Source organism: Mesorhizobium sp. LMG17149 (genome assembly GCF_024518695.1).
GTDB lineage: Bacteria > Pseudomonadota > Alphaproteobacteria > Rhizobiales > Rhizobiaceae > Mesorhizobium.
In genome coordinates, this window is sequence record NZ_JANIFL010000010.1 from 26,310 (window position 1) to 47,834 (window position 21,525).

Consider the following 21,525-nt stretch of genomic DNA (forward strand, 5'->3'; position numbering starts at 1 on the left):
ACACAACTGCGACAGAGTTTATGAAAGGGTGACGGATGTCACGCATTTTCGACGGGAACGCCCGCTACGAATCCGCGCATCCTCATCAAGTTGGCCGCCAATGCCAGTCAATCTTCCGTGACGCGCGGCGTCAGCAGGCCGAGTTCCTCGAGATCGATGTCGGTCAGCGCATCCTCGTCGTCGGTCAATGCGTCGGGATCGGCCGGCGGCTGCGGAATGGAGAAATTCGACGGCATGCGGCCCGAAAGCAGTCCAGCCCCCTTCAGTTCCTCCATGCCAGGAAGATCGCGGATCTCTTCCAGCGCGAAATGGTCGAGGAAGGTCTCCGTCGTGCCGTAGGTCACAGGGCGTCCGGGCGTCTTTCGCCGGCCGCGCATGCGCACCCATTCCGTTTCCAGCAACGTGTCGAGCGTGCCTTTCGAGGTTTCGACGCCCCGGATGTCCTCGATCTCGGCGCGCGTCACCGGCTGGTGATAGGCAATGATCGCCAGCACTTCGAGAGCCGCGCGGGAGAGCTTCCTTTGCTGAACGGTATCGCGGCTCATCAGGAAAGCCAGGTCGCCGGCGGTGCGGAACGCCCAGGCGTCGCCGACACGCACCAGATTGACGCCGCGCCGCGCATAGATCTGCTGCAGCTCGGCCATGGCCAGGGCAATGTTGATGCCGTCAGGGAGGCGTGCCGCGAGCTGCTTTTCGCTGACGGGTTCGGCGCTGGCGAACACGATCGCCTCGGCCATGCGCACGGCCTCGGCCAGATGCAGCCGCTCGGCCGGGTTCTGTAGCTGCTCGGCCGGATCCCGGGAAAGCGACTCCTCTTCGGGTGCATCGCCGACCTTGAACGGGATAACCGAAGCGTTGGCGCGTTCGCTCATGATGCCACCTCGACTGCCTTGATTGCCTGCGTGCGCCCGCGCAGGTAGATCGGCGCGAACGTCTGATCCTGCCGCACGTCCATCGTGCCGTCGCGCACCAGTTCCAATGTTGCCGCAAAAGAACTGGCGATTGCCGTGCGCCGCTCCTCGGGGCTGGTCATGTATGCGATCAGAAAACTTTCCAGCGCCGTCCAGTCGCTTGCAGCCCCGACCAGGCGGGTCAGGATGTCGCGCGCATCCTTGAGCGACCAGACACCGCGCCTGGCGATCGTCACATTGTTGATCGCCTGCTTCTGGCGTTGCTGGGCATAGGCGGTCAAGAGATCGTAGAGCGAGGCCGAATAGGCGTTACGCTTTTCGACGATGACCATTTCCGGCATGCCGCGCGCGAACACATCGCGGCCGAGCCGGTTGCGGTTGACCAGACGCGCCGAGGCGTCGCGCATGGCTTCCAGCCGCTTCAGGCGGAACTGCAGCACCGCCGCCAGTTCCTCACCGCTTTCGCCCTCGTCGCCGGGCTGCTTGGGGATCAGGAGCTTGGACTTGAGGAAGGCCAGCCACGCCGCCATCACCAGATAGTCGGCGGCAAGCTCCAGCCTGAGCGCCCTCGCCGTCTCGACAAAGGTCAGATATTGCTCGACCAGCGCCAGGATCGAAATGCGAGCCAGATCGACCTTCTGGGTGCGGGCAAGATGCAGCAGCAGGTCGAGCGGACCTTCGAAGCCGGCCACGTCGACAACCAGCGACGGGTCGCCGGTAACGCGTGAATCGTCATTCTCGGCCCACAGACGGTCCATCGGTGCGGCCTTCGAGGCCTTGCTTTCCAATGTCTCCGCCACTCCGTCACTTTCCCTTTGCTATGCCACCGCATCGAAGTAGGTGGCGAATTCGGCACGTATTTCGGTTTCTTCGACCGTGTCACGGTTCTTTATATAGGTCAGCGCCCGCTTGGCGCGCTCCAACGACGTGCCCTCAAGCCCTGTGGTGCGCGATGCGATGCCGGCCATCTCCTCGAAAACGCCGTTGCAGTGAAGGACCAGATCGCAGCCCGCCGCAAGGATCGATGCCGCCTTTGTCGGGAAATCCCCAGAAAGTGCCTTCATCGAGGTGTCGTCGCTCATCAGCAGTCCGTCGAAGCCGATTTCGCGCCGGATGATCTCGTCGATAACCTTGCCGGAGGTGGTCGCCGGATTGTTGGGGTCGATCGCGCTGTAGACGACATGGGCTGTCATCGCCATCGGCAGATGGCTAAGCTCCTTGAACGGGGCGAAATCATGCCGCTGCAGATCGCTGAGCGAGGCATTGACCACCGGCAGTTCGAAATGCGTGTCGGCAAAGGCACGTCCATGGCCCGGAATATGCTTCATGACCGGCAGCACGCCGCCCGACATCAGCCCTTCCGCGGCTGCGCGGCCGAGCTCGATCACCGGTCGCGGATCCTTGCCATAGGCCCGCGCGCCGATGACATCGCTGGCGCCTTCGATCGGCACGTCGAGCACCGGCAGGCAATCGGCTGTGATGCCGTAGCGCAGCAGGTCGAAGGCATGCAGCCGCGCCATCAGCCAGGCCGCGCGGGCGCCGGCATCATGATCGTCGCGCCACAGCGCGCCGAGCGCGCCACCGGCGGGATAGTTCGGTGCCAGCGGCGGTCGCAAGCGCTGCACACGGCCGCCTTCCTGATCGATGAACACCAGCGCGTCCGGACGCCCTATGCAGTCCCGCATCTCGGCGACCAGATCGCGGATCTGTTCGGTCTCGCCAATGTTGCGCGCAAACAGGATGAAGGCCCACGGGCATTCATTGCGATAGAAATTGATTTCTTCGCGGGTAAGCGATTTCCCGGCACAGCCGAGGATCATGGATTTTGATTCGGTCATGTCGGCAGTTTAGGGCTTTGTGCGATCAAAGGGAATCGCCAGGGACTCATCCGGGATAACGCCGGATCTGCTTTCCCCATGAAAAAAGCCGGCGCGGTGGACCGCGCCGGCTTTTGATGGTTGGCCCCGGCTTTAGCGCGAGACGAAGCAGTTGCCGCCGGCGGCCTTGTAGCTGGTGCACAAATTGATCGCGTCATTGCGTGACTGGGCCGGAACGCGCACGCGGTAGAACGTGCCTTTGCCGGCGATCTCGGCCTTGACGATGTTGGCGGTACGCCCGGCAAGCACACTGCCATAGCGGCGCTGCAGATCCTGATAGCTGGACTGGGCGCTTTCGACGGTCGGCTGCGAGGCGATCTGCATCGACCACGAGCCACCGCCGGCCGCGGTCGATGCCGGATCTATGGACGCAACCTGATCGGGCTTGACCTCGCCGACAACATCGACCGGCTGGTCGGACGGACGCTGCGGCGCGAGCGGAACCTTTGCCGGCGTGTTCGCCGATTGGGCCTCGGCTTTCTGCTTGGCGACCGGCTTGAGGGCCGGCTCGTCGTCCGCCTGGGCGGCGGCAGGCGCCACGGTGCCGGTCTGGTCCGCGTTGGCTTGGGCCGCCGGGGCAACATGCTGCGGCGCCGGATCGACCGGCTCGGTAGCGGCCACTAGCGGCGCGGCGGGCGCCGCCGGATCTTCACGCGGCACCAGCGAGCCGTCCGACTTGACCACCATGGTCCTCACCTTGCGCGGCGCAACGGCGACGACATCGGCATTGGTGCCCTTGTCGGCATCCTGCAGCACCTGCGCAATGCGGTCCTCGGACTTGGGCGCGGGCGCCGTATTGTCGGCAGAAGCGTTGTCGGCCGAAGCGGAGCCGGCCATCGGCGCGGCATTGCCGACATCGGTTCCAGCGGCGGCTGTATTCTGGTCCGGCGAAAGGTCGATGGCGCGGGCCGGATCTTTCGCCTGGACGTCCACTGGCTCTTCGACGTTGGTGACCAGCTTTTCCTGGACCGGCTCGGCTGGCTTGGCACCCCTGACCGCGTCGTAGACCTTGTTGTCCTGATTGGGCACCACGGCGCCGCCCGGATTCTCCGGCTTGACCTTGATCGGCGCGTTGTCGGCCTTGACGATGACAGGCGCTTCGCTGCCGCCCTTGCCGCCAAAGGACAGCGCAAAGGCCCCGAGACCGCCTGCGACCGCGACCGCGCCGACAATCGCGGCGATGAACAGTCCGCGTCCGCGCGTCGGCCTCCCGGCCTCACGCTCGCCGAGACCCGGAACAGCCATAGCCTCGTCGAGTTCGGGATCGTAGTCGAGTTCATCGACAGTAAAATCATCGGCTTGCGAAACCGGCTGGCTCCCTGGCAGGCCGTCGAGGTCGAAGCCGGAGGCGTCGGCATAACCCGTGGGCGCCGCCGCGCGGGCGGACATGTCCATCGGCCGCGCGGCATAGGTCCGCGCTTCCGGCTCATAGCCCGGCTTGACCCCGTCATATGCCGGCTTGAGGCTGTCATAGCCCGGCTTGAAGCCCGCGGCATAGGAGTCATCATCGTAAGACGCGCTGGCCACATTGCTCGTGGGAACAGGAGCGACCTCTACCGCGTTCATCTCGGAGAGAAGGCTGGAGAACTCCGCATCGAGATCGTCGTAGCCAGACGACGCCGGCTGGTCTTCCTCGAAGTGCAGTTCGGGAATATCGAGATCGTCGGCCAGCGCGACGACACGCTCGGGTACATCGACCGTTTCGACGTCGGGCATGTCTTCGTAATGCGCAGGCTGGCGCGATTGGGGCGCCGACACCGGGGCAGCGGGAGCCACGGCCTCGACCGGCTCGGACGAACGGTAGGACGTCATGGCGGCGACTGCCGGCGCGGCGGCCACGGATGCCACCGAAGCGGCCGGCTGAGCAAACGCAGGCTGAGCACTGAATGACGGCTGCTGCGGAACGGGCGTCACGCGGCTCCACGAACGCGTCGGCTCTGCCGGTTGGGAACGCTCCGCAAGCCAATCGAGAGAATCCGCCGAATTGTCCCGGTCAGCGGCTTCGTCACGCGGATCAAGATCCTTGGGCAAAGCCGCGTCGAACGCATCATCGTCGAAATCGACATCGCCAGCCGTGTGCCAAGTCGTATCCTGGAGTTCATCAAGCATAAGGTCGTCAATATCCGCATCGGCCGCTTGGGCCGTGCCAACATGCCGGTCCTGCTCAGGCGCGGGTTCGTCAAGATCCCAGTCGAGGTCGCCGACAAGATCGGCCGGTTCCTCGGCGGGCTCGGCAACAGGCGGCAGGGCGGCGACAGCCGGCTGAGCCGTGAGGGGCTCACTGGCCAGCGGCGGCGTGCGCGCCGTCATGGCACCCAGCAGCGCATTCAACTCGTCTTCCAGGCTCCGTTCGTCCGCGGCCGGGGCATGCGCCGCCGGCGCAACATGAGCCTCTGGCGCCGCCTGCTGGACCGTAGCGGCAGCAACCTTTGCGACCGGCTCTTCGGCCGTTTCGGCAAACGCGTCGTCCAAACTCAGGTCGAAGGCATCGTCCGACATGCCTTCAGGGATGGGAATGTCGCCGTTCGCGTCAGTGATATCGACAAGCGCATCATGCGCGTGCGGCTCGTCGAAGGCATTCGGCTCATCCGCGCGAACGTCGAAATCCATGTCGACATCAGCCATCGCGTCGTCGAAATGGCCGGCAAAGCTCTCATCGGAGATTGCATGGCCGTCACGCGCCGCCTGCTCCGGCATGGGATACTCGACGGGCTCGGCGGCCATGAATGACTGTTCGGCCGCCGAATGGTCGTCGAGCACCAGCTCGTCTTCAAGCGAGACTGCCACCGCATCGTCGAATTCGTCATCGGAGGCAACTGGCTCGACAGAAGCGGGCGTGTCGGCACCGGCGTACTGGGCCTCTTCAGCGTACTGGGCCTCTTCGGCTTCCTCATCGATCCGGAGATCCTGGTCGAGCGAAATGGCCAGCTCGTCCGCCATCGAATGATCGTCCTCGAAGGGAGAGACGTCCTCAAGCGAACCGGCGACGGCATCGTCAAAATCAGACGCGAAAGCCGGCTCGACGGACGGCGCCGCTTCAGCTGCGACCGCATGGCTGGCGCCGGCGACGTGATCGTCTATCTCAGCCATGTCCAGTTGGAAATCGTTGTCGAGCGACACCGAAAGCTCATCGTCCATCGCGCTGGCGTCAGCCGCTTCGAATGCCGGCTCATGCACGAAGGTCGGCTCATGAGCCTGAACAACCGGAGCGGCGTCGCTGTCGTCAGCGCCGAACTCGCCCATCATTTCTTTCTCGAGATCGATATCGAAATCGCCCTCTTCGAGCCCGTGATCGGCGGCTGGGGCCTGCGGCTGGGCGGGCGATTGCGGCCTGACCGGCTGGCGCGGGTCGAATCCCATGATCCTGGTCAGTTCCGCGAACGGATCATCGTCAGAGATGTCGTTGTTGTCGGCTACTCTCAGCTGGGTTCTGTCTGCCATTATTGTTCCCGAACTCGCACTCATTCGGACGCCATGGACGTCGCGTAGGGTTGGCCCTTACCAGCGCAATGTGGGCAAAAGGTGACAGGTTATTTAGTCAAACCTAACGCATTTCGGTGGGCGCGGCGGCTCCGATCAACGTCAGGCCGGACGTCAAAACGTCCGAAACAGCCTGCACCAGCCCTAGTCTGGCATGCGTCAATTGTCGGTCGTTAACCTTAACAAAACGTAAGTCCGGATTATCCGTGCCACGGTTCCAGTGTCCGTGGAAGCTGGAGGCCAGATCATAGAGGTAAAATGCCAGCCGATGCGGCTCGAGCGCAAGGGCGGCGGACTCGATCAGCCGCGGGTATTCGGCAAGCTTGCGGATCAGGCCGATCTCGCCCTCGTCGGTCAGCAATGCCGCGGCCGACGCCAGGCTGTTGCGGTCGAAATTGGCTTCGCCCAGTTGCTCGCTCGCCTGCCGGAACACCGAATGACAGCGCGCCGAGGCGTACTGGACATAGAACACCGGATTGTCCTTGGACTGCTCGGTCACCTTGGCGAAATCGAAATCCAGGGGCGCATCGTTCTTGCGGTAGAGCATCATGAAGCGGATCGCGTCGCGGCCGACCTCCTCCACCACTTCGCGCAGCGTCACGAAATCGCCCGACCGCTTCGACATGCGCACCGGTTCGCCCTCGCGAAACAGCTTGACCAGATTGCACAGCAGGACAGTGAGCTTCACCTCGTCGCCGGCAATCGCCCGCGCCAGGGCCTCCAGCCGCTTGACGTAGCCGCCATGGTCGGCGCCGAGCACATAGATCAGGTCGACGAAACCGCGATCGACCTTGTCCTTGAGATAAGCGACGTCGGCGGCGAAATAGGTGAACGAGCCATCGGACTTGACCAGCGCCCGGTCCATGTCGTCGCCGACCGCGGTCGAGCGGAACAGCGTCTGCTCGCGATCCTCCCAATCGTCGGGTTTCTCGCCCTTGGGCGGCGGAAGCTTGCCCTTGTAGATATGGCCCTTCAGCGTCAGATCGTTGATCGCGGAGCGGATCTTCCTGGCTTTGTCGGCGTGCAACGTGCGCTCGGAGAAGAACACGTCGTGATGCACGTTGAGCATCGCAAGGTCCTCGCGGATCATCGCCATCATCGCATCGATGGTGCGATCCTTGACGATGGCGAGCGCCTCGTCATCGGGCATCTGCAGAAGCGAGCGGCCGTATTCCGCGACCAGCGCCTGGCCGACGGGCACCAGGTAATCGCCGGGATAGAGACCGGCGGGTATTTCGCCGATATCGTCGCCCAGCGCTTCGCGGTAGCGCAGGAATGCGGAACGGCCGAGCACGTCGATCTGCGAGCCGGCGTCGTTGATGACATATTCCTTGGTCACGTCGTAGCCGGCGAAGGCCATCAGATTGGCGAGCGCGTCGCCGACGACAGCACCCCGGCAATGGCCGACATGCATCGGCCCGGTCGGATTGGCCGAGACATATTCGACATTGGTCTTCCTGCCGCCGCCAACCGTCGAGCGGCCATAGTTGCGGCCCTCGCCGAGCAGTGCGGTCAGATGTGCCTGCCAGAAGCCGTCCTTGAGCCTGAGATTGACGAAACCGGGCCCAGCCACTTCCGTCGCCGCGACATCCTTGTCGTCGCGCAGCGCCTGCGCCAGTCTTTCGGCCAGCGCGCGCGGGTTCTGGCCGGTCGGCTTGGCCAGCACCATCGCCGCATTGGTCGCCAGGTCGCCGTGGCTGGCGTCGCGCGGCGGCTCGACGGCAATGCGCGACAGGTCAGGCGAAACGCCGTCTTTGTCTTTCAGATCAAGCGCTTCGACGGCTTTTATGATTCGCGCGGTGAAATCGGCGAAGATGTTCATTTGTGTGACTCTGGGGTCTGGCTCTGGCGGCTTTGCAGCGAATCCGGCTCGTTGGCCGGCAAAATCGAGCCCGCCCTAGCCCAATTCAGGCGTATGGTCAAACAAACGCCGGTGTTCCTTGAGCGCGTAGGTGTCGGTCATACCCGCCAGGAAGTCGGCGACGCTGCGCGCCTTGATGCGGTCGTCGGCCCGATCCAGCCCCTCGCGCCAGCCGTCCGGCATGGCGCGCGGATCGGCGAAATAGGCGTCGAACAGATTTTTGACGATCTGCTCGGCGTCCGCGCGCACCCGCATAACCTCCGCGTGCCGGTAGAGGTGCTTGTACAGGAAGGCCTTCAGTTCTTTCTCCAAGGCAGCCATTTCGGCCGAGAAAACCACCATCGTCTCGCCAGCTGCCCTCACCGCATCGGCGCTCCGCGGCCTGATGCGATCGAGATTGGCGGTCGTCGACTTGATCACGTCCTCGACCATGGCGGTTATCTGCCGCCGCATCAGCTCGTGGCCAGTGCGCACATCATCGAGGGAGGGATAGCGTGCCCGAACGCCTTTCAGGATCGTTCCCGGCAGCGAAACCGTCTCCAGCATGTCCAGCGTCAAGAGCCCTGCCCTCAAGCCGTCATCGATGTCATGCGTGTTGTAGGCTATGTCGTCAGCGATCGCCGCGCATTGCGCCTCGATGCCGGCAAACCGGTCGAGTTCGAGATCGTGCAGTTCAGAGTAATCACGGATCGCCTGCGGCACCGGCCCTTTCAGACCCTTGCCGTTGGCGTCCGTCAGCGGCCCATTGTGCTTGACCAGGCCTTCCAGCGTTTCCCAGGTCAGGTTGAGCCCATCGAACTCGGCGTAGCGCGCCTCCAGCCTCGTCACGATGCGCAGCGATTGCGCGTTGTGGTCGAAGCCGCCCCAGGCGGCCATCTTTTCGTTCAGCGCGTCCTCGCCGGTGTGGCCGAAGGGGGTGTGGCCGAAATCATGCACCAGCGCCACCGCCTCAGCGAGATCCTCGTCGCCGCGCAGCGCCCGTGCCAGGGCGCGCGCTATCTGCGCCACTTCGATCGAATGGGTCAGCCGGGTGCGATAATGGTCGCCTTCATGCGCGATGAAGACCTGCGTCTTGTGCTTGAGCCGCCGGAAGGCCGTCGAATGGATGATGCGGTCACGGTCACGCTGGAATGGCGTGCGGGTCGGGCTTTCCACCTCGTCGAACAGCCGTCCGCGCGACTTTGCCGGATCGCAGGCATAGGCGGCGCGCGGCCGATAGCCGAATCCGATGTCGCCCAACTCGTTGGTCATGGCTGATGCTGCCGCAGTTGACTTAGCCAGGTTGACTTGGCCCCTCGCGCTTCATACCTATCATGTGAAACCGAAAGCAAGGTGACGCCCATGGGCGCTGATGCCAAGACTGCCATGAAAGTCGATATGACCGAGGCCGCCGCCAGGCGGATCGCCAGGATTGTCTCGAACGAGGCCGGCAAGACAGCGCTGCGCGTGTCGGTCGAAGGCGGCGGCTGCTCGGGCTTCTCCTACAAGTTCGACCTGGTCGATACGCGCAACGACGACGATGTCGCCATCGAGAAGGACGGTGCCACCGTGCTGATCGACGACCTGTCGCTGGTCTATATGGGCGGCTCTGTGATCGATTTCGTCGACGATCTGATGGGCCAGTCGTTCCAGATCCGCAACCCGAACGCCGTCGCCTCCTGCGGCTGCGGCACGAGTTTCTCCATATAGAATGCCTGCCATTGGTGCGATCCGTCAGATCGCGCTGTCGGCTGGCCGTGATCTCGACACCACGCTGGCTTTCTGGCGCGACGTGCTCGGCATGGCGGTTCATGCGCGCTTCGATCCGCCGGGCATCGCCTTCATCATGGCCGGCGATATCAGGCTGCTGTTCACTGACGGCATACCGGCCGGAACCGTCTATCTCGACATATCCGGCCTCGATGACTTCCATGCCTCTGCGGTCGCGGCAGGCGTACCCTTCACCGCGCCGCCAACACTTGTCCATCGCGACACGGAGGGCCAGTTCGGTCCAGCGGGGGAAAGCGAATGGATGGCCTTCCTAAAGGACCCGGCTGGCAATACGATTGGCCTCGTCGAACGCCATCCGCCGCAAGAATCCAACTGAACAGCATCGAGACCGCCATGAAAATCGTCACCTGGAACATCAACGGTGTCCGCGCCCGCATTGGCAATCTCACCCATTGGCTGACCGAGAGCGCACCCGACATCGTCTGCCTGCAGGAGATCAAGACCGTCGACGAGCAATTCCCGCGCGCCGAGATCGAGGCGCTTGGCTACAATGTCGAAACCCATGGCCAGAAGGGTTTCAACGGCGTGGCCCTGTTGTCGAAGCTGCGCTTCGACGAAGTCATCCGGGGCCTGCCCGGCGACGATGCCGATGAACAGGCGCGTTTCATCGAAGGCGTTTTCTCGACCGACAAGGGCGCCTTGCGCGTCGCCTCGCTCTATCTGCCGAACGGCAATCCGATCGATGACGAGAAGAAGTTTCCTTACAAGCTGTCCTGGATGGCGCGGCTGGAGCGCTGGGCCGAAGAACGGCTGAGACTTGAGGAGGCCCTGGTGCTCGCCGGCGACTACAACGTGATTCCCGAGCGGATCGACGCGCGGTTTCCGGAGAACTGGCTGGGCGACGCGCTGTTCCAGCCGCAGACGCGACAAGCCTTCCGCCGGCTGCTCAACCTTGGTTTCACCGAGGCGGTGCGCGCGGTCACCGACGCGCACGACACCTACACGTTCTGGGACTATCAGGCCGGCGCCTGGCAGAAGAACAACGGCATCCGCATCGACCACCTGCTTTTGTCGCCGGAAGCCGCCAACCGGTTTTCTTCCGCGTCGATCGAAAAGCACGTGCGCGCCTGGGAAAAACCGTCCGATCACGTCCCCGTGGCGATCGATCTCGCGCTTCAGCCGGCCTGAGAGAACCCTCGCCGGGCACGCAGGCGCTGGACCTCATATCGCCACATTTCGCGCCGTTCATTGCGGTCCAGCATGGCGGCTGGGGTTCCATGAGCGCACGATTTCATCTTTGTCCGATCGGCCTGGCATTTGCCATGGCCGCTCCCGGTGCGGCATTTGCCGACCAGGAATGCCTGGCCAATGGAAAATCCTACCAGCTTGGCCAGGTCGCCTGCCTGACGGTGGCCGAGCAGAGCCATCTGGCCCGCTGCGACATGGTGCTCAACAACACATCATGGACGAAGATCGGGGATAGCTGCCCGGAAAACACCGTGGCGCCACACCCCCATGTCACGCCGATCTCGATGCCGGCGCCCAGCATGGTGCCGACGGAGCCGATCGAGAACTGATCGCGATCGAAAATCGAGTGCTGCTGGTGAAGCTGACGCAGCCGCGAGACTACTGGTCCGCGTTGTTGCCCTTGGTGAGGATATCATCGGCCAGCGAGATTGCGGTGCGGCGGTCGGCCTCGCCGGCGGTGGCGAATGCCTCTTCCTGCATGCCGCGGATCCAGGGCTGGTCAGCCGGCGAAGCGCGTTCGAGCGCTGCCGTCATCATCGCCAGGCCGCGAACGATCTTGCCGCTCTGGAACAACAAATGGCCCAGTGTCGCCTGGGCGCCGGCATGGCCTTTCTCGGCGGCGAGTTGGAACCAGCGCCCGGCCTGCTTGACACTGGCCTTCACGCCGCCCTCGCCCTTCAAGAACATCTGCCCCATCTCGAACTGCGCGTTCGGATTGCGGTAGTTGGCGGCGGCGCGCATGTAATATTCCTGGGCCGCCACCTCGTTCTCGGCGACCGGGCTGCCGGGAATGCCCGTGCGCAAATAGTCGCCAAGCGCCACCAGCGCGTCGGAGACATAGCTTTCCTCAGGCGAGCCGGGCTCGACGTCCTGGTCGACGATCTCGGAGAAGAACTTGAACGCCTCATAGTCGTCGCGCGCCACGCCGTCGCCCTCGGCATACATGCGGGCAAGCTTCCAGGTGGCACCGATCTGGCCGTTTTCGGCAGCGTATTTATAGGCCTCGGCAGCCTGTTCCTTGTGGCCGTTCTTGTAGGCGGAGAAGCCGAACTGGAAGACCGCCCAGGGGCTGGATTGCGGCTTCACCCCGGTCTTGTCGTCGAACACCTTGTCGTCGAAGGCCATGGCCTGGCCCACGGCGCCAAAGGTCGCGCCAAATGTGGCGGCCACGACCAGTGCCGAAAAAACAGACGACCTCAACAACTCAGATGTCCGCATAACAGTGTGTTTCTTTCGCACCGCCCGGATGGGTCACCGCGCCATCGCGCGCCGGCCCTACCGTCTGTGCATATTTCCATATCGCGCCCGACTGATAGTCGGTCGCGCGCGCCTTCCACGTCTTTGCCCTCGCCGCCAGTTCGCTATCGGACAACGCCACGTCGATCGTGCCGCTCACCGCGTCGATCGAGATCACGTCACCATCCCTGAGCAGTCCGATCGGGCCGCCCACGGCTGCCTCGGGGCCGACATGGCCGATGCAGAAACCGCGCGTCGCGCCCGAGAAGCGCCCGTCGGTGATCAGCGCCACCTTGCCGCCCATGCCCTGGCCGTACAGCGCTGCCGTCGTCGACAGCATCTCGCGCATGCCGGGGCCGCCGCGCGGTCCTTCGTAGCGGATGACGAGAACCTCGCCTTCCCTGTAGTTGCGATGCGTCACCGCCTCGAAACATTCCTCTTCCGAATCGAAGCAGCGTGCCGGGCCGGAGAACTTCAACTCCGCCATGCCCGCGACCTTCACGATCGCGCCTTCGGGGGCAAGGTTTCCCTTCAAGCCCACGACACCGCCGGTTTGGGTAATGGGTGTGTTGGCCGGGCGGACCACATCCTGATGCTCATTCCAGACAACGTGCTGCATGTTTTCGGCCAAAGTGCGGCCAGTCACGGTCATGCAGTCGCCATGCAGATAGCCGTGGTCGAGCAGCGTCTTCATCAGCAGCGGAATGCCGCCGGCCTCGAACATGTCCTTGGCGACATATTTGCCGCCCGGCTTGAGGTCGGCGATGTAAGGCGTCTTCTCGAAAATCTTGGCCACGTCGAACAGGTCGAACTTGATGCCGGCCTCGTGGGCGATCGCCGGCAGATGGAGTGCCGCGTTGGTCGAACCGCCGGTGGCCGAGACCACGGTGGCCGCATTCTCCAGCGCCTTCAGCGTGACGATGTCGCGCGGCCGGATGTTTTTCGCGATCAGCTCCATGATCTTTTCGCCGGAGGCGAAATTGAACCGGTCGCGCATTTCATAGGGGGCCGGCGCGCCACAGGAATAGGGCAGCGCCAGGCCGATCGCCTCGGCAACGGTGGCCATGGTGTTGGCGGTGAACTGGGCGCCGCAGGAGCCGGCCGACGGGCAGGCCGCCTGCTCGATTTCGAGAAGTTCGGCATCATCGATGGTGCCTACCGAGTGCTGGCCGACCGCCTCGAACACATCCTGCACGGTGATCTGGCGGCCGCGATAGCTGCCGGGCAGGATCGAACCGCCATAGATGAAGATTGACGGCACGTTGAGCCGCACCATGGCCATCATCATGCCGGGCAGCGACTTGTCGCAGCCGGCCAGCCCGACCAGCGCATCGTAGCAATGGCCGCGCATGGTGAGTTCGACCGAATCGGCGATGACCTCGCGCGACACCAGCGACGACTTCATGCCCTGGTGACCCATGGCGATGCCGTCGGTGACGGTGATGGTGCAGAATTCGCGCGGCGTGCCGCTGGCGGACGCGACGCCCTTCTTGACCACCTGCGCCTGGCGCATCAGCGAGATGTTGCAGGGCGCCGCCTCGTTCCAGCAGGAGGCGACCCCGACCAGCGGCTGGGCAATCTCGGCCGCCGACAAACCCATGGCATAGAGATAGGAACGATGCGGCGCACGCGCCGGACCGACGGTCACATAGCGGCTAGGGAGCTTAGCCTTGGAGATGACTTTGGCGTCCATACTCTTCCTTGCCCCATCTTCCCTGCAAATGGGGCGGAGCGGCTGCCCCCTCGCCGAGCCTTTTGGCGCGTGTCCCGAGACCAGATCGAGGTGCGCCGGGTTTATGGCGGGAAATAGGCAATTTCCTCAGCCCGGCTTCCAGCGCAGGGGTTGCTCAGAAAGTGTTGCCAAAACATCACAATAGCAGGAGGCGAAAGCGGTACGGATAATATGCAACGCAGCTTGGATGAGACAAATCGGGGCGATGCGATCCCAAACAAAAAAGGCCGGGCAATCCCCGGCCTTTTGTTATAATTGTCAGAGACTTAGAACTTGATCTTAAGGCCACCTGAAATCGCCGTGACCAGATCGTTGCCGAAGTCGTAGCTGACATCCGTGCCGGCGACGTATCCGTTCTCACCAGCCAACGCTCCAGAATGGCCGCTGGTCAGCACCCCAACCGCGCCGGCCAGACGCACTTCGATGTTCGGCTTGGGCGTAAAGGCGACGCCGCCGCCCAGTGTCCAGGTATCGGTCTGCGAGCCATAGCCATGCGACGTGCCGCGATCCCAGGAAAGCTGGCCGGCAGCACTCCACTGATCGTTGAACTTGTGGCCAATGCCGCCGGTAACTGTCCAGCCGTCACGATACATCAGGTCCAGCGAGGTGATCTGGCCCGAATGGAGAGCATCACCAGTGACGCATGCCCCTGCGGGGGTACCTACGACGCAAATCGGAACGCTCTGCAGCAGGCTCCAATTGACCCACTTGAGCGAACCGAAGGCGAGCCAGCCTGGCGCAATGCCTGACTGCAATTTCAATTCGACTGTATCCGGCATGTATTGCGTTGAGCCGTAGATCGGCAGCACCACGCTGCCAACATGCGTCAAATCCAGCGTGCCCGAGATATTGTCGAGCTTGACCCGCGAATTGTAGACGAGGCTGGCGCGCAGTGCGATCTCGGGGATTTCATAGGCCAGGCCGGCGCGCCAGCCCCAGCCGGTCCCCTTGAGATCGACACGCCCGGTACCCTGGAAATCCGGCACCAGCGGCGATATCAGGTCCTGCTTGAAGCCATAGACTTCCTGGTAGTAGACGCCGCCGATGAAGCGAACCTGGCCTTTGCCGGCGTCCATCTTGTAGGAGCAGGTTGTGGCGTAGTTGTTGCTTTTGATATCGGTTTCCATGTTGGACTGGGCACCGGCCCAAAGACCCGGATTTGTGTGCGCACCCCAAGGCTGGGAATAGTCGAACATACAGTCGACACCCTGGACGATCTGCGCCTTGACGCCGATCCGCGGCACCCAATAGCTCTCGCTGTCCTTCGCCGTGCTGCCCAGAGGCGTCAAATCGCCGTCGAGCGGGTTGGTGTCCACCGCATTCTTGAGCTTGCGTTGCGGCATCACATAGGTCGATTCCGCTTCGGTCGCGAACGGAGCCGGATCGAACAGCAAATCGATATCGTAACCGCCGCGCTCCAGGCCGCCGGCATGTGCCGGATTCATCGCCGTCCCGATCAAAGCCAGCGAAAAGCAGCCAGCTCCCAGCAGCGCTTTCAGTCGCAGAATAGTCATGAAATGTCCTCCCCGAATTCGAGTGCATCAAGCTAGAACCAATTCAGGTTAACGGTGCAACAACGAATTCGCGGGCGTACATGTACGCATTGGCCAGGCGCATTTTCGAGGAAATGCAACCTAGTGCGGCAAAGCCGAAAAATGGTCTGTGAAGGCTGAGCGGCTCTCAAAAAACAGAGAGAACCATCCAAAAAGGCTCGAAAACAGGCCTTTTTTGGGCTCCAGGAGCCCCATTGTTACATTATGGCAACAATGGGGCTAAAACTTCCGTTTACGTCAATATTAACGCAACGGCATGCAGATTTTCAACGCGAAAAACCAGCACTTTAGAGAGGGCTAAAGTCTCGCGAATCTATCCTCAACCGGCGTCGCGAACCCTGGCCAACGCGACCGACAGCTTGTCCTGCGCATCGCGGTATTCAGCGAGCTTTTCACGCTCGGCATCGACGATCTCGGCCGGCGCGCTGGCGACGAACCTTTCGTTCGACAGCTTCTTGTGCAGGCGCGCGATCTCCTCGGTCACCTTGGCCAGTTCCTTCTGCAGCCGAGCGGCCTCGGCGGCGAGGTCGATCAGGCTGCCAAGCGGCAGGCAGATCGTCGCCTCGTTGAGCACGATCTGCGCCGAACCCTTGGGCGCGACATCGGCAAGCGAGATGTCGCCGACCCGCGCCAGCCGCTTGATCGCCGATTCTTCGCGGACAAGTCGTTCGCGTGTCACAGCGTTGGCGCCGACCACGACGAGCGGTGCAATGGCTGCCGGCGGCACGTTCATCTCCGAGCGCACCGAGCGGATGCCGGAGACGAGATCGACCAGCCAATTGATGTCGGCTGCAGCCTCGGCGTCTTCGAAGTCCGGCGACGGCCACGCGGCGTGGCACAGCAGCGAGGGGCGTTGCTTGCCTTCGCCAGCGGTCTGCGCCCACAGTTCCTCGGTCATGAACGGCATCATCGGATGCAGCAGCTTGTAGATCTCGTCGAGCACGAAGGCGACGCAGGCACGGCTTTCGGCCTTGGCCGCCTCGTCGGTGCCCATGAACACCGGCTTCAGCAATTCCAGATACCAGTCACAGAACAGGTTCCAGACAAAGCGGTAAGCAGCACCCGCCGCCTCGTTGAAGCGGTATGAGGTGATGCCGTCGGTGATTTCGCGCGCCGCGCGCGTCAGTTCGGTGAGGATCCAGCGGTTGACCGCCAGCTTGGCGTCGTTCAGCCAGAAATCGTCATTGCGCGCGACCTCGTTCATTTCGGCGAAGCGCGTCGCGTTCCACAGCTTGGTGCCGAAATTGCGATAGCCGGCGATGCGCGCCGGATCGAGCTTCACGTCACGGCCTTGCGCCGCCATCACCGTCAGGGTGAAGCGCAGTGCATCCGCGCCATATTCGTCGATAAGGTCGAGCGGATCGATGACGTTGCCTTTCGACTTCGACATCTTCTGCCCGTTCTTGTCGCGCACCAGCGCATGGACATAGACGGTGTGGAACGGCTCCTCTTCCATGAAGTGCAGGCCCATCATCATCATGCGGGCGACCCAGAAGAAGATGATGTCGAAGCCTGTCACCAGCACGTCGGTCTGGTAGTAGGTCTTCAGCTCGGGCGTCTCGTCCGGCCAACCCAGCGTCGAAAACGGCCACAGCGCCGATGAGAACCAGGTGTCCAGCACATCCTCGTCGCGGGTCAGGATCTCGCCCGGCTTGAAGTTCTCCAGCTTGTCCTCGACCCAGGCCTTCCACGGTCCTTCCAGCGCCAGATAGAATTCGATCGCGGCGCTCAGCGCCTCTTCCTCGGTCTTCTCGACGAAGACGCGCCCGTCCGGCCCGTACCAGGCCGGGATCTGGTGACCCCACCACAGCTGGCGCGAGATGCACCAGGGCTGGATGTTCTCCATCCAGTCGAAATAGGTCTTCTCCCAGTTCTTCGGCACGAAGTTCGTGCGACCTTGGCGCACTGAAGCGATTGCCGGCTTGGCCAGTTCCGCCGCATTGGCATACCATTGCTCGGTCAGGAACGGCTCGATCGGCACGCCGCCGCGATCGCCATGCGGCACCGCGTGGCGATGCGGCTCGACCTTTTCGAGGAAGCCGCCCTCTTCCATCAGTTCGACGATCTTCTTGCGCGCGACGAAGCGATCGAGGCCATCAAGTTCGTCCCAGACAAGCTGGCGCTCCGGCGTCACCTCGAGACCGGCAAGGAAATCCTCATTGTTCCTGAGGCTCACCGCCGCCTCCATGGTCAGGATATTGATCGCCGGCAGCTTGTGGCGCTTGCCGACCTCGAAGTCGTTGAAGTCATGCGCCGGCGTGATCTTGACCGCGCCCGAACCCTTTTCCGGATCGGAATACTCGTCCGCCACCACGGGAATCCTGCGACCGACGATCGGCAGGACGATGTTCTTGCCGACCAGATGCCGGAAGCGCTCGTCGTCAGGGTGCACGGCGACGGCCGTGTCGCCCAGCATCGTCTCCGGGCGCGTCGTCGCCACGGTGATGAAGGTTGTTGGGTTTTCCGGGTCGAAGACCTGGCCCTCTATGGGATAGCGGAAGTGCCAGAGATTGCCGTTGACATCCTGCTGCTCGACCTCGAGATCGGAGATCGCGGTGAGCAGCTTGGGGTCCCAGTTCACAAGGCGCTTGTCCTTGTAGATCAGCCCTTCCTTGTAGAGCGTGACGAACACTTCGAGCACGGCTTTGGACAGGCCTTCGTCCATGGTGAAGCGTTCGCGTGACCAGTCGGCCGAGGCGCCCAGCCGCTTCAGCTGGTTGAAGATGGCGCCGCCGGATTCGGCCTTCCACTCCCACACTTTCTCGATAAACTGCTCGCGGGTCAGGTCGCGGCGATGGATTTGCTTTTCCATCAGCTGCCGCTCGACAACCATCTGCGTGGCAATACCGGCATGGTCCATGCCCGGCTGCCACAGGACGTTCTTGCCGCGCATGCGCTCGAAGCGCACCAATATATCCTGCAGCGTGTTGTTGAGCGCGTGGCCCATATGCAGCGAGCCGGTAACGTTCGGCGGCGGGATGACGATCGTAAATGCTTCCGCCCCCTCCTCGGCGCCGGCACCGGCGCGAAACGCGTCGGCCTCTTCCCAGACTTTGGCGATCTTCGGCTCGACGGTTTTGGCGTCGTAGGTCTTTTCAAGCATGGGAAAATGGTCCGCGCTGTCGGGAGTTTTGCTGGTCCGGTGTAAATCGGAAGGTTTTGGCCAAGTCAACCGCAAGGGCTGTCTCGGACCCTCACAACCAGATAGGCGCGGCCTTGGTCATTTCAACGGAAAGCGATCCGCCGTCCTGCCAACAAACTGACCTCACCAAAAGAAACGGCGCCACGAAGGCGCCGTTTCCTCTGGCAATCGGCATGGGGAGCTACTGCGCCCCGCGCGCCACGCGCTCGATCTCCTCGCGCACCAGTCTTTCGACCAGTGTCGGCAGATTGTTGTCCAGCCAATCCTGCAGCATCGGCCGCAGCATCTCTTCGGCCATCTCGTCGAATGTCTTCTTGCTGCGGCTGGCAAACGCATCGGAAAGCTCGCCAAAGGCAGCCGCGACCTGACGGCCGGTATGCTCGGAAACGATCGCCGGACGCGGCGCGTCGCTGGCCGCCACCGGCCGCACCACGCTTGCATCCGGACGAGACGGCTCGGGTTCGACGGCTACTTTCGCGGTCGGTTCATCCCTTGGAGTCTCCACGGACGGCTGGGCAGCCGTCTTGCGTGCCTCGCTCCGGTCCGACACCGCCCTCGCCTGCTCACCGACCGCGGCGATCTCACGACGCCAATCGGCGATGGAAGCGTCGGCGACAGGACGCGATCCCGGCGATTCAACCGTGATTGGCTCGGCGGCGACGCGGGCGCTAACTTCGGCAAGTGTCATCGATGGCTTTGCCGGGCTGGGATCGGGGCGCGCAGGCGTTTCCATGCGCGCGACCACCGGCTCGGCCGCCGGCAACTGTGCCTGGACTTCCGCCAGCGTGACTGGCTTCCTGCCTTCGGGGGCGGCATGCAGGTCGGCACGGAATGCTTCCACGTCGGGGGCCGCATAGGCGCTCGACGCGCGCTCCAGATCCTGGCTCAGCTCATCGGCGTCGCCCGGCTGCTTGCGGCCGCCGTCGCTGTCTTCGATGATCCGCCTGATGGAAGCCAGTATCTCTTCCATGGAAGGTTCGCGCTGTGCGCTGCTTGCCGTTGCCATCGTCACATCCGCCGCCTTTGTGACCCCTGTGGGTTTCCGCTCCGGCAGAGCCGGATCGAATCATGGCGACAGCGTAACCGACGGATCGCCGCACGAGAATCCCCAATCTGGGGACTTGTGGGATTTCAACAGATTAGCGCGATCTGAACCCGAGTGCGAAAGATCCTGCTCAAACGGGGAACACGGCCAGTCCTGGCCGAACGCCTCAGCGGCCGTCCGGCGTGCGCAGGCCGTACCACTTGTCCTTGACCGCGTTGTAATGCTCTTCAGGCTTGTACTTCGCTACCTGCAAGCCAAGGCGGTCGACGGACAGACGGCCGGTCGCCTGCAGAATGGCGTAGCTCGCCACCACCACATCATGTTCGTAACCGGCCTGGTTGATCTGGGCGGTGATGACCGTCGCCTGTGCGTTGAGGACGTCGAGCGTGGTGCGCTGGCCGACATTGCGTTCTTCGATGACACCGTTCAGTGCCAGCTTCGCGGCCTCGATCACTTGCCTGTTGGCCGTCAGCTGCTGCTGCGCGGCGGTATACTCGGTCCAGGCGGCGGTGACGGCCTGGCGCACCTGATCGCGGCTGACGTCGACCTGGATGCGGGCCTGGCTGAGTGATTCCTTGTTCTGGCGCACGATCGCCGAGGTGCGGCCACCCGAATAGATCGGGATGGTCAGCGTTGCCCCGACACTGGCCGAATTGGTCGTGCCATCCTGCGAACCGACGCCTGGCAAAGGCGAGGTATTGCGATAGGCGCTCGAAACGCCGGCGGAAGCCGACAGCTGCGGCAACAGCGCGCCTTCGGCCGACTTCACCGAAAACGCGGCGGCGTCGACCAGATGCTGCGTGGCAAGGATGGCCGGATGCTCGTTCGAGGCCACCCCGACGGCGGCGGCGAGGCTCGACGGCAACAGCTTTGCCACCGGCGAAGCGCCCTTGAGCTTGCCCGGCTCGTCGCCGACGATCTGGCGATAGAGCGCCGCACTTGCCAGCGCCTGCGCCCGGGCAGCACTCAGCGATGCCACCGCGGCGGCGCGTGAAGCGTCGGCCTGGGCGACATCGGTGCGCGTGCCTTCACCAACTTCGAAACGCGAACGCGCCGCGCGCGCCGTTTCGGTCAGGAACTGCAGGTTCTGCTCGGTCAGCACAGCGACCTGCCGGTCGCGAATCACGTTCATATAGGCCTGGGCCGCGCTGAACAGGATACCCTCTTCGGTGTTGCGCAGGCTTTCGACCGAAGCCCGGACCTGCGCTTCGGCGGCAGCGACATTGTTCCTGGTCTGAAAGCCGTCGAACAGCGTCTGGTCGATCTGGACGCCAAAATTGCCGGTGGTCAGCCGCACGCTTGAATTGGTGCCGTTGAGATGGCTGCTCGAATAATCGATATTCGCCGAGCCGGTGACAACCGGACGGTAGCCCGACTTGGCGATGGCGACGCCCTCGTCGGTGACGCGAACGCCGGCGCGGGATGCATTCAGCGAAGAATTGTACTGGTAGGCCTTTGCAAGCGCGCCGGAGATGGTTTCGGCTGAAGCGGCCAGTGGGGACAGCATGGTCGCCGAAACGAGGACGGCGGTGAAAAGTGACTTGCGTAAAGACGGCACGGTTAAACCCTCATTCGTTTTCCATGGGAACCGCGCCGCGCCTGCTTCTCTCATTGATCAGCCGGCGCCGCGTGTTCGATGTTCCCTGCTGCTCACCCCAAAGTGCCCCCAGTTTGGCATCAGCAGCGATCGTTCAAATGCAAGCGACCATGACAAAGCCTCTGCTGCAAGG

16 protein-coding genes are annotated in these 21,525 nt (G+C 63.2%); 4 read left to right on the forward strand and 12 right to left on the reverse strand.

Annotated elements, in window-relative coordinates; genetic code table 11:
• Nucleotides 1-107: 107 nt before the first annotated feature.
• The 6 genes from scpB to NP945_RS22680 all read right to left on the reverse strand — a co-directional run bounded on the left by scpB (nucleotide 108) and on the right by NP945_RS22680 (nucleotide 9,380).
• The gene (scpB, locus tag NP945_RS22655; RefSeq protein WP_127267597.1) at nucleotides 108-872 is read right to left on the reverse strand and encodes an SMC-Scp complex subunit ScpB; all 765 of its coding nucleotides are present in this window, start codon (nucleotides 870-872) and stop codon (nucleotides 108-110) included.
• Nucleotides 869-1,669: a ScpA family protein gene (locus NP945_RS22660; protein ID WP_050596706.1), complete on the reverse strand. Its 801-nt coding sequence runs from the start codon at nucleotides 1,667-1,669 to the stop codon at nucleotides 869-871. The genes scpB and NP945_RS22660 overlap by 4 nt, the downstream gene beginning before the upstream one ends.
• A gap of 60 nt (nucleotides 1,670-1,729) precedes the next feature.
• Nucleotides 1,730-2,749 carry a beta-N-acetylhexosaminidase gene (nagZ, locus tag NP945_RS22665; protein ID WP_127267596.1) on the reverse strand — a complete coding sequence of 340 codons (1,020 nt, stop codon included), beginning with the start codon at nucleotides 2,747-2,749 and terminating at the stop codon, nucleotides 1,730-1,732.
• A 132-nt stretch (nucleotides 2,750-2,881) separates the two neighbouring features.
• Nucleotides 2,882-6,229: an SPOR domain-containing protein gene (locus NP945_RS22670; RefSeq protein WP_256747578.1), complete on the reverse strand. Its 3,348-nt coding sequence runs from the start codon at nucleotides 6,227-6,229 to the stop codon at nucleotides 2,882-2,884.
• 103 nt (nucleotides 6,230-6,332) lie between these two features.
• Nucleotides 6,333-8,090: an arginine--tRNA ligase gene (gene argS / locus NP945_RS22675; RefSeq protein ID WP_256747579.1), complete on the reverse strand. Its 1,758-nt coding sequence runs from the start codon at nucleotides 8,088-8,090 to the stop codon at nucleotides 6,333-6,335.
• A 75-nt stretch (nucleotides 8,091-8,165) separates the two neighbouring features.
• Complete coding sequence (locus NP945_RS22680; protein ID WP_127810259.1) at nucleotides 8,166-9,380, reverse strand: deoxyguanosinetriphosphate triphosphohydrolase; 1,215 nt, start codon at nucleotides 9,378-9,380, stop codon at nucleotides 8,166-8,168.
• Nucleotides 9,381-9,470: 90 nt separating this feature from the next.
• On the opposite strand from NP945_RS22680, the gene erpA reads away from it, so the two are divergent.
• From erpA to NP945_RS22700, 4 genes are all read left to right on the forward strand, one after another.
• The gene (gene erpA / locus NP945_RS22685; RefSeq protein WP_127270656.1) at nucleotides 9,471-9,818 is read left to right on the forward strand and encodes an iron-sulfur cluster insertion protein ErpA; all 348 of its coding nucleotides are present in this window, start codon (nucleotides 9,471-9,473) and stop codon (nucleotides 9,816-9,818) included.
• Nucleotide 9,819: 1 nt separating this feature from the next.
• On the forward strand, nucleotides 9,820-10,215 hold the full coding sequence (locus tag NP945_RS22690) for a VOC family protein (protein ID WP_127329517.1): 396 nt from the start codon (nucleotides 9,820-9,822) through the stop codon (nucleotides 10,213-10,215).
• A gap of 17 nt (nucleotides 10,216-10,232) precedes the next feature.
• Complete coding sequence (gene xth, locus NP945_RS22695; protein ID WP_127270660.1) at nucleotides 10,233-11,027, forward strand: exodeoxyribonuclease III; 795 nt, start codon at nucleotides 10,233-10,235, stop codon at nucleotides 11,025-11,027.
• Nucleotides 11,028-11,116: 89 nt separating this feature from the next.
• The gene (locus NP945_RS22700) at nucleotides 11,117-11,416 is read left to right on the forward strand and encodes a hypothetical protein (RefSeq protein ID WP_127329519.1); all 300 of its coding nucleotides are present in this window, start codon (nucleotides 11,117-11,119) and stop codon (nucleotides 11,414-11,416) included.
• A gap of 49 nt (nucleotides 11,417-11,465) precedes the next feature.
• Here the strand turns inward: NP945_RS22700 and NP945_RS22705 are convergent, their stop codons facing one another.
• The 6 genes from NP945_RS22705 to NP945_RS22730 all read right to left on the reverse strand — a co-directional run bounded on the left by NP945_RS22705 (nucleotide 11,466) and on the right by NP945_RS22730 (nucleotide 21,353).
• On the reverse strand, nucleotides 11,466-12,305 hold the full coding sequence (locus tag NP945_RS22705; RefSeq protein WP_127270686.1) for a tetratricopeptide repeat protein: 840 nt from the start codon (nucleotides 12,303-12,305) through the stop codon (nucleotides 11,466-11,468).
• Complete coding sequence (gene ilvD / locus NP945_RS22710; RefSeq protein ID WP_127329521.1) at nucleotides 12,292-14,016, reverse strand: dihydroxy-acid dehydratase; 1,725 nt, start codon at nucleotides 14,014-14,016, stop codon at nucleotides 12,292-12,294. The genes NP945_RS22705 and ilvD overlap by 14 nt, the downstream gene beginning before the upstream one ends.
• Before the next feature lie 305 nt (nucleotides 14,017-14,321).
• A complete protein-coding gene (locus NP945_RS22715; RefSeq protein WP_127267802.1) occupies nucleotides 14,322-15,569 on the reverse strand; it encodes an OmpP1/FadL family transporter in 1,248 nt (415 codons plus the stop codon).
• 358 nt (nucleotides 15,570-15,927) lie between these two features.
• A complete protein-coding gene (locus tag NP945_RS22720; RefSeq protein WP_128308161.1) occupies nucleotides 15,928-18,711 on the reverse strand; it encodes a valine--tRNA ligase in 2,784 nt (927 codons plus the stop codon).
• Between the two features lie 220 nt (nucleotides 18,712-18,931).
• Complete coding sequence (locus NP945_RS22725) at nucleotides 18,932-19,756, reverse strand: PopZ family protein (protein ID WP_127267804.1); 825 nt, start codon at nucleotides 19,754-19,756, stop codon at nucleotides 18,932-18,934.
• Between the two features lie 205 nt (nucleotides 19,757-19,961).
• On the reverse strand, nucleotides 19,962-21,353 hold the full coding sequence (locus NP945_RS22730) for a TolC family outer membrane protein (RefSeq protein WP_127322716.1): 1,392 nt from the start codon (nucleotides 21,351-21,353) through the stop codon (nucleotides 19,962-19,964).
• Between the last annotated feature and the right edge of the window lie 172 nt (nucleotides 21,354-21,525).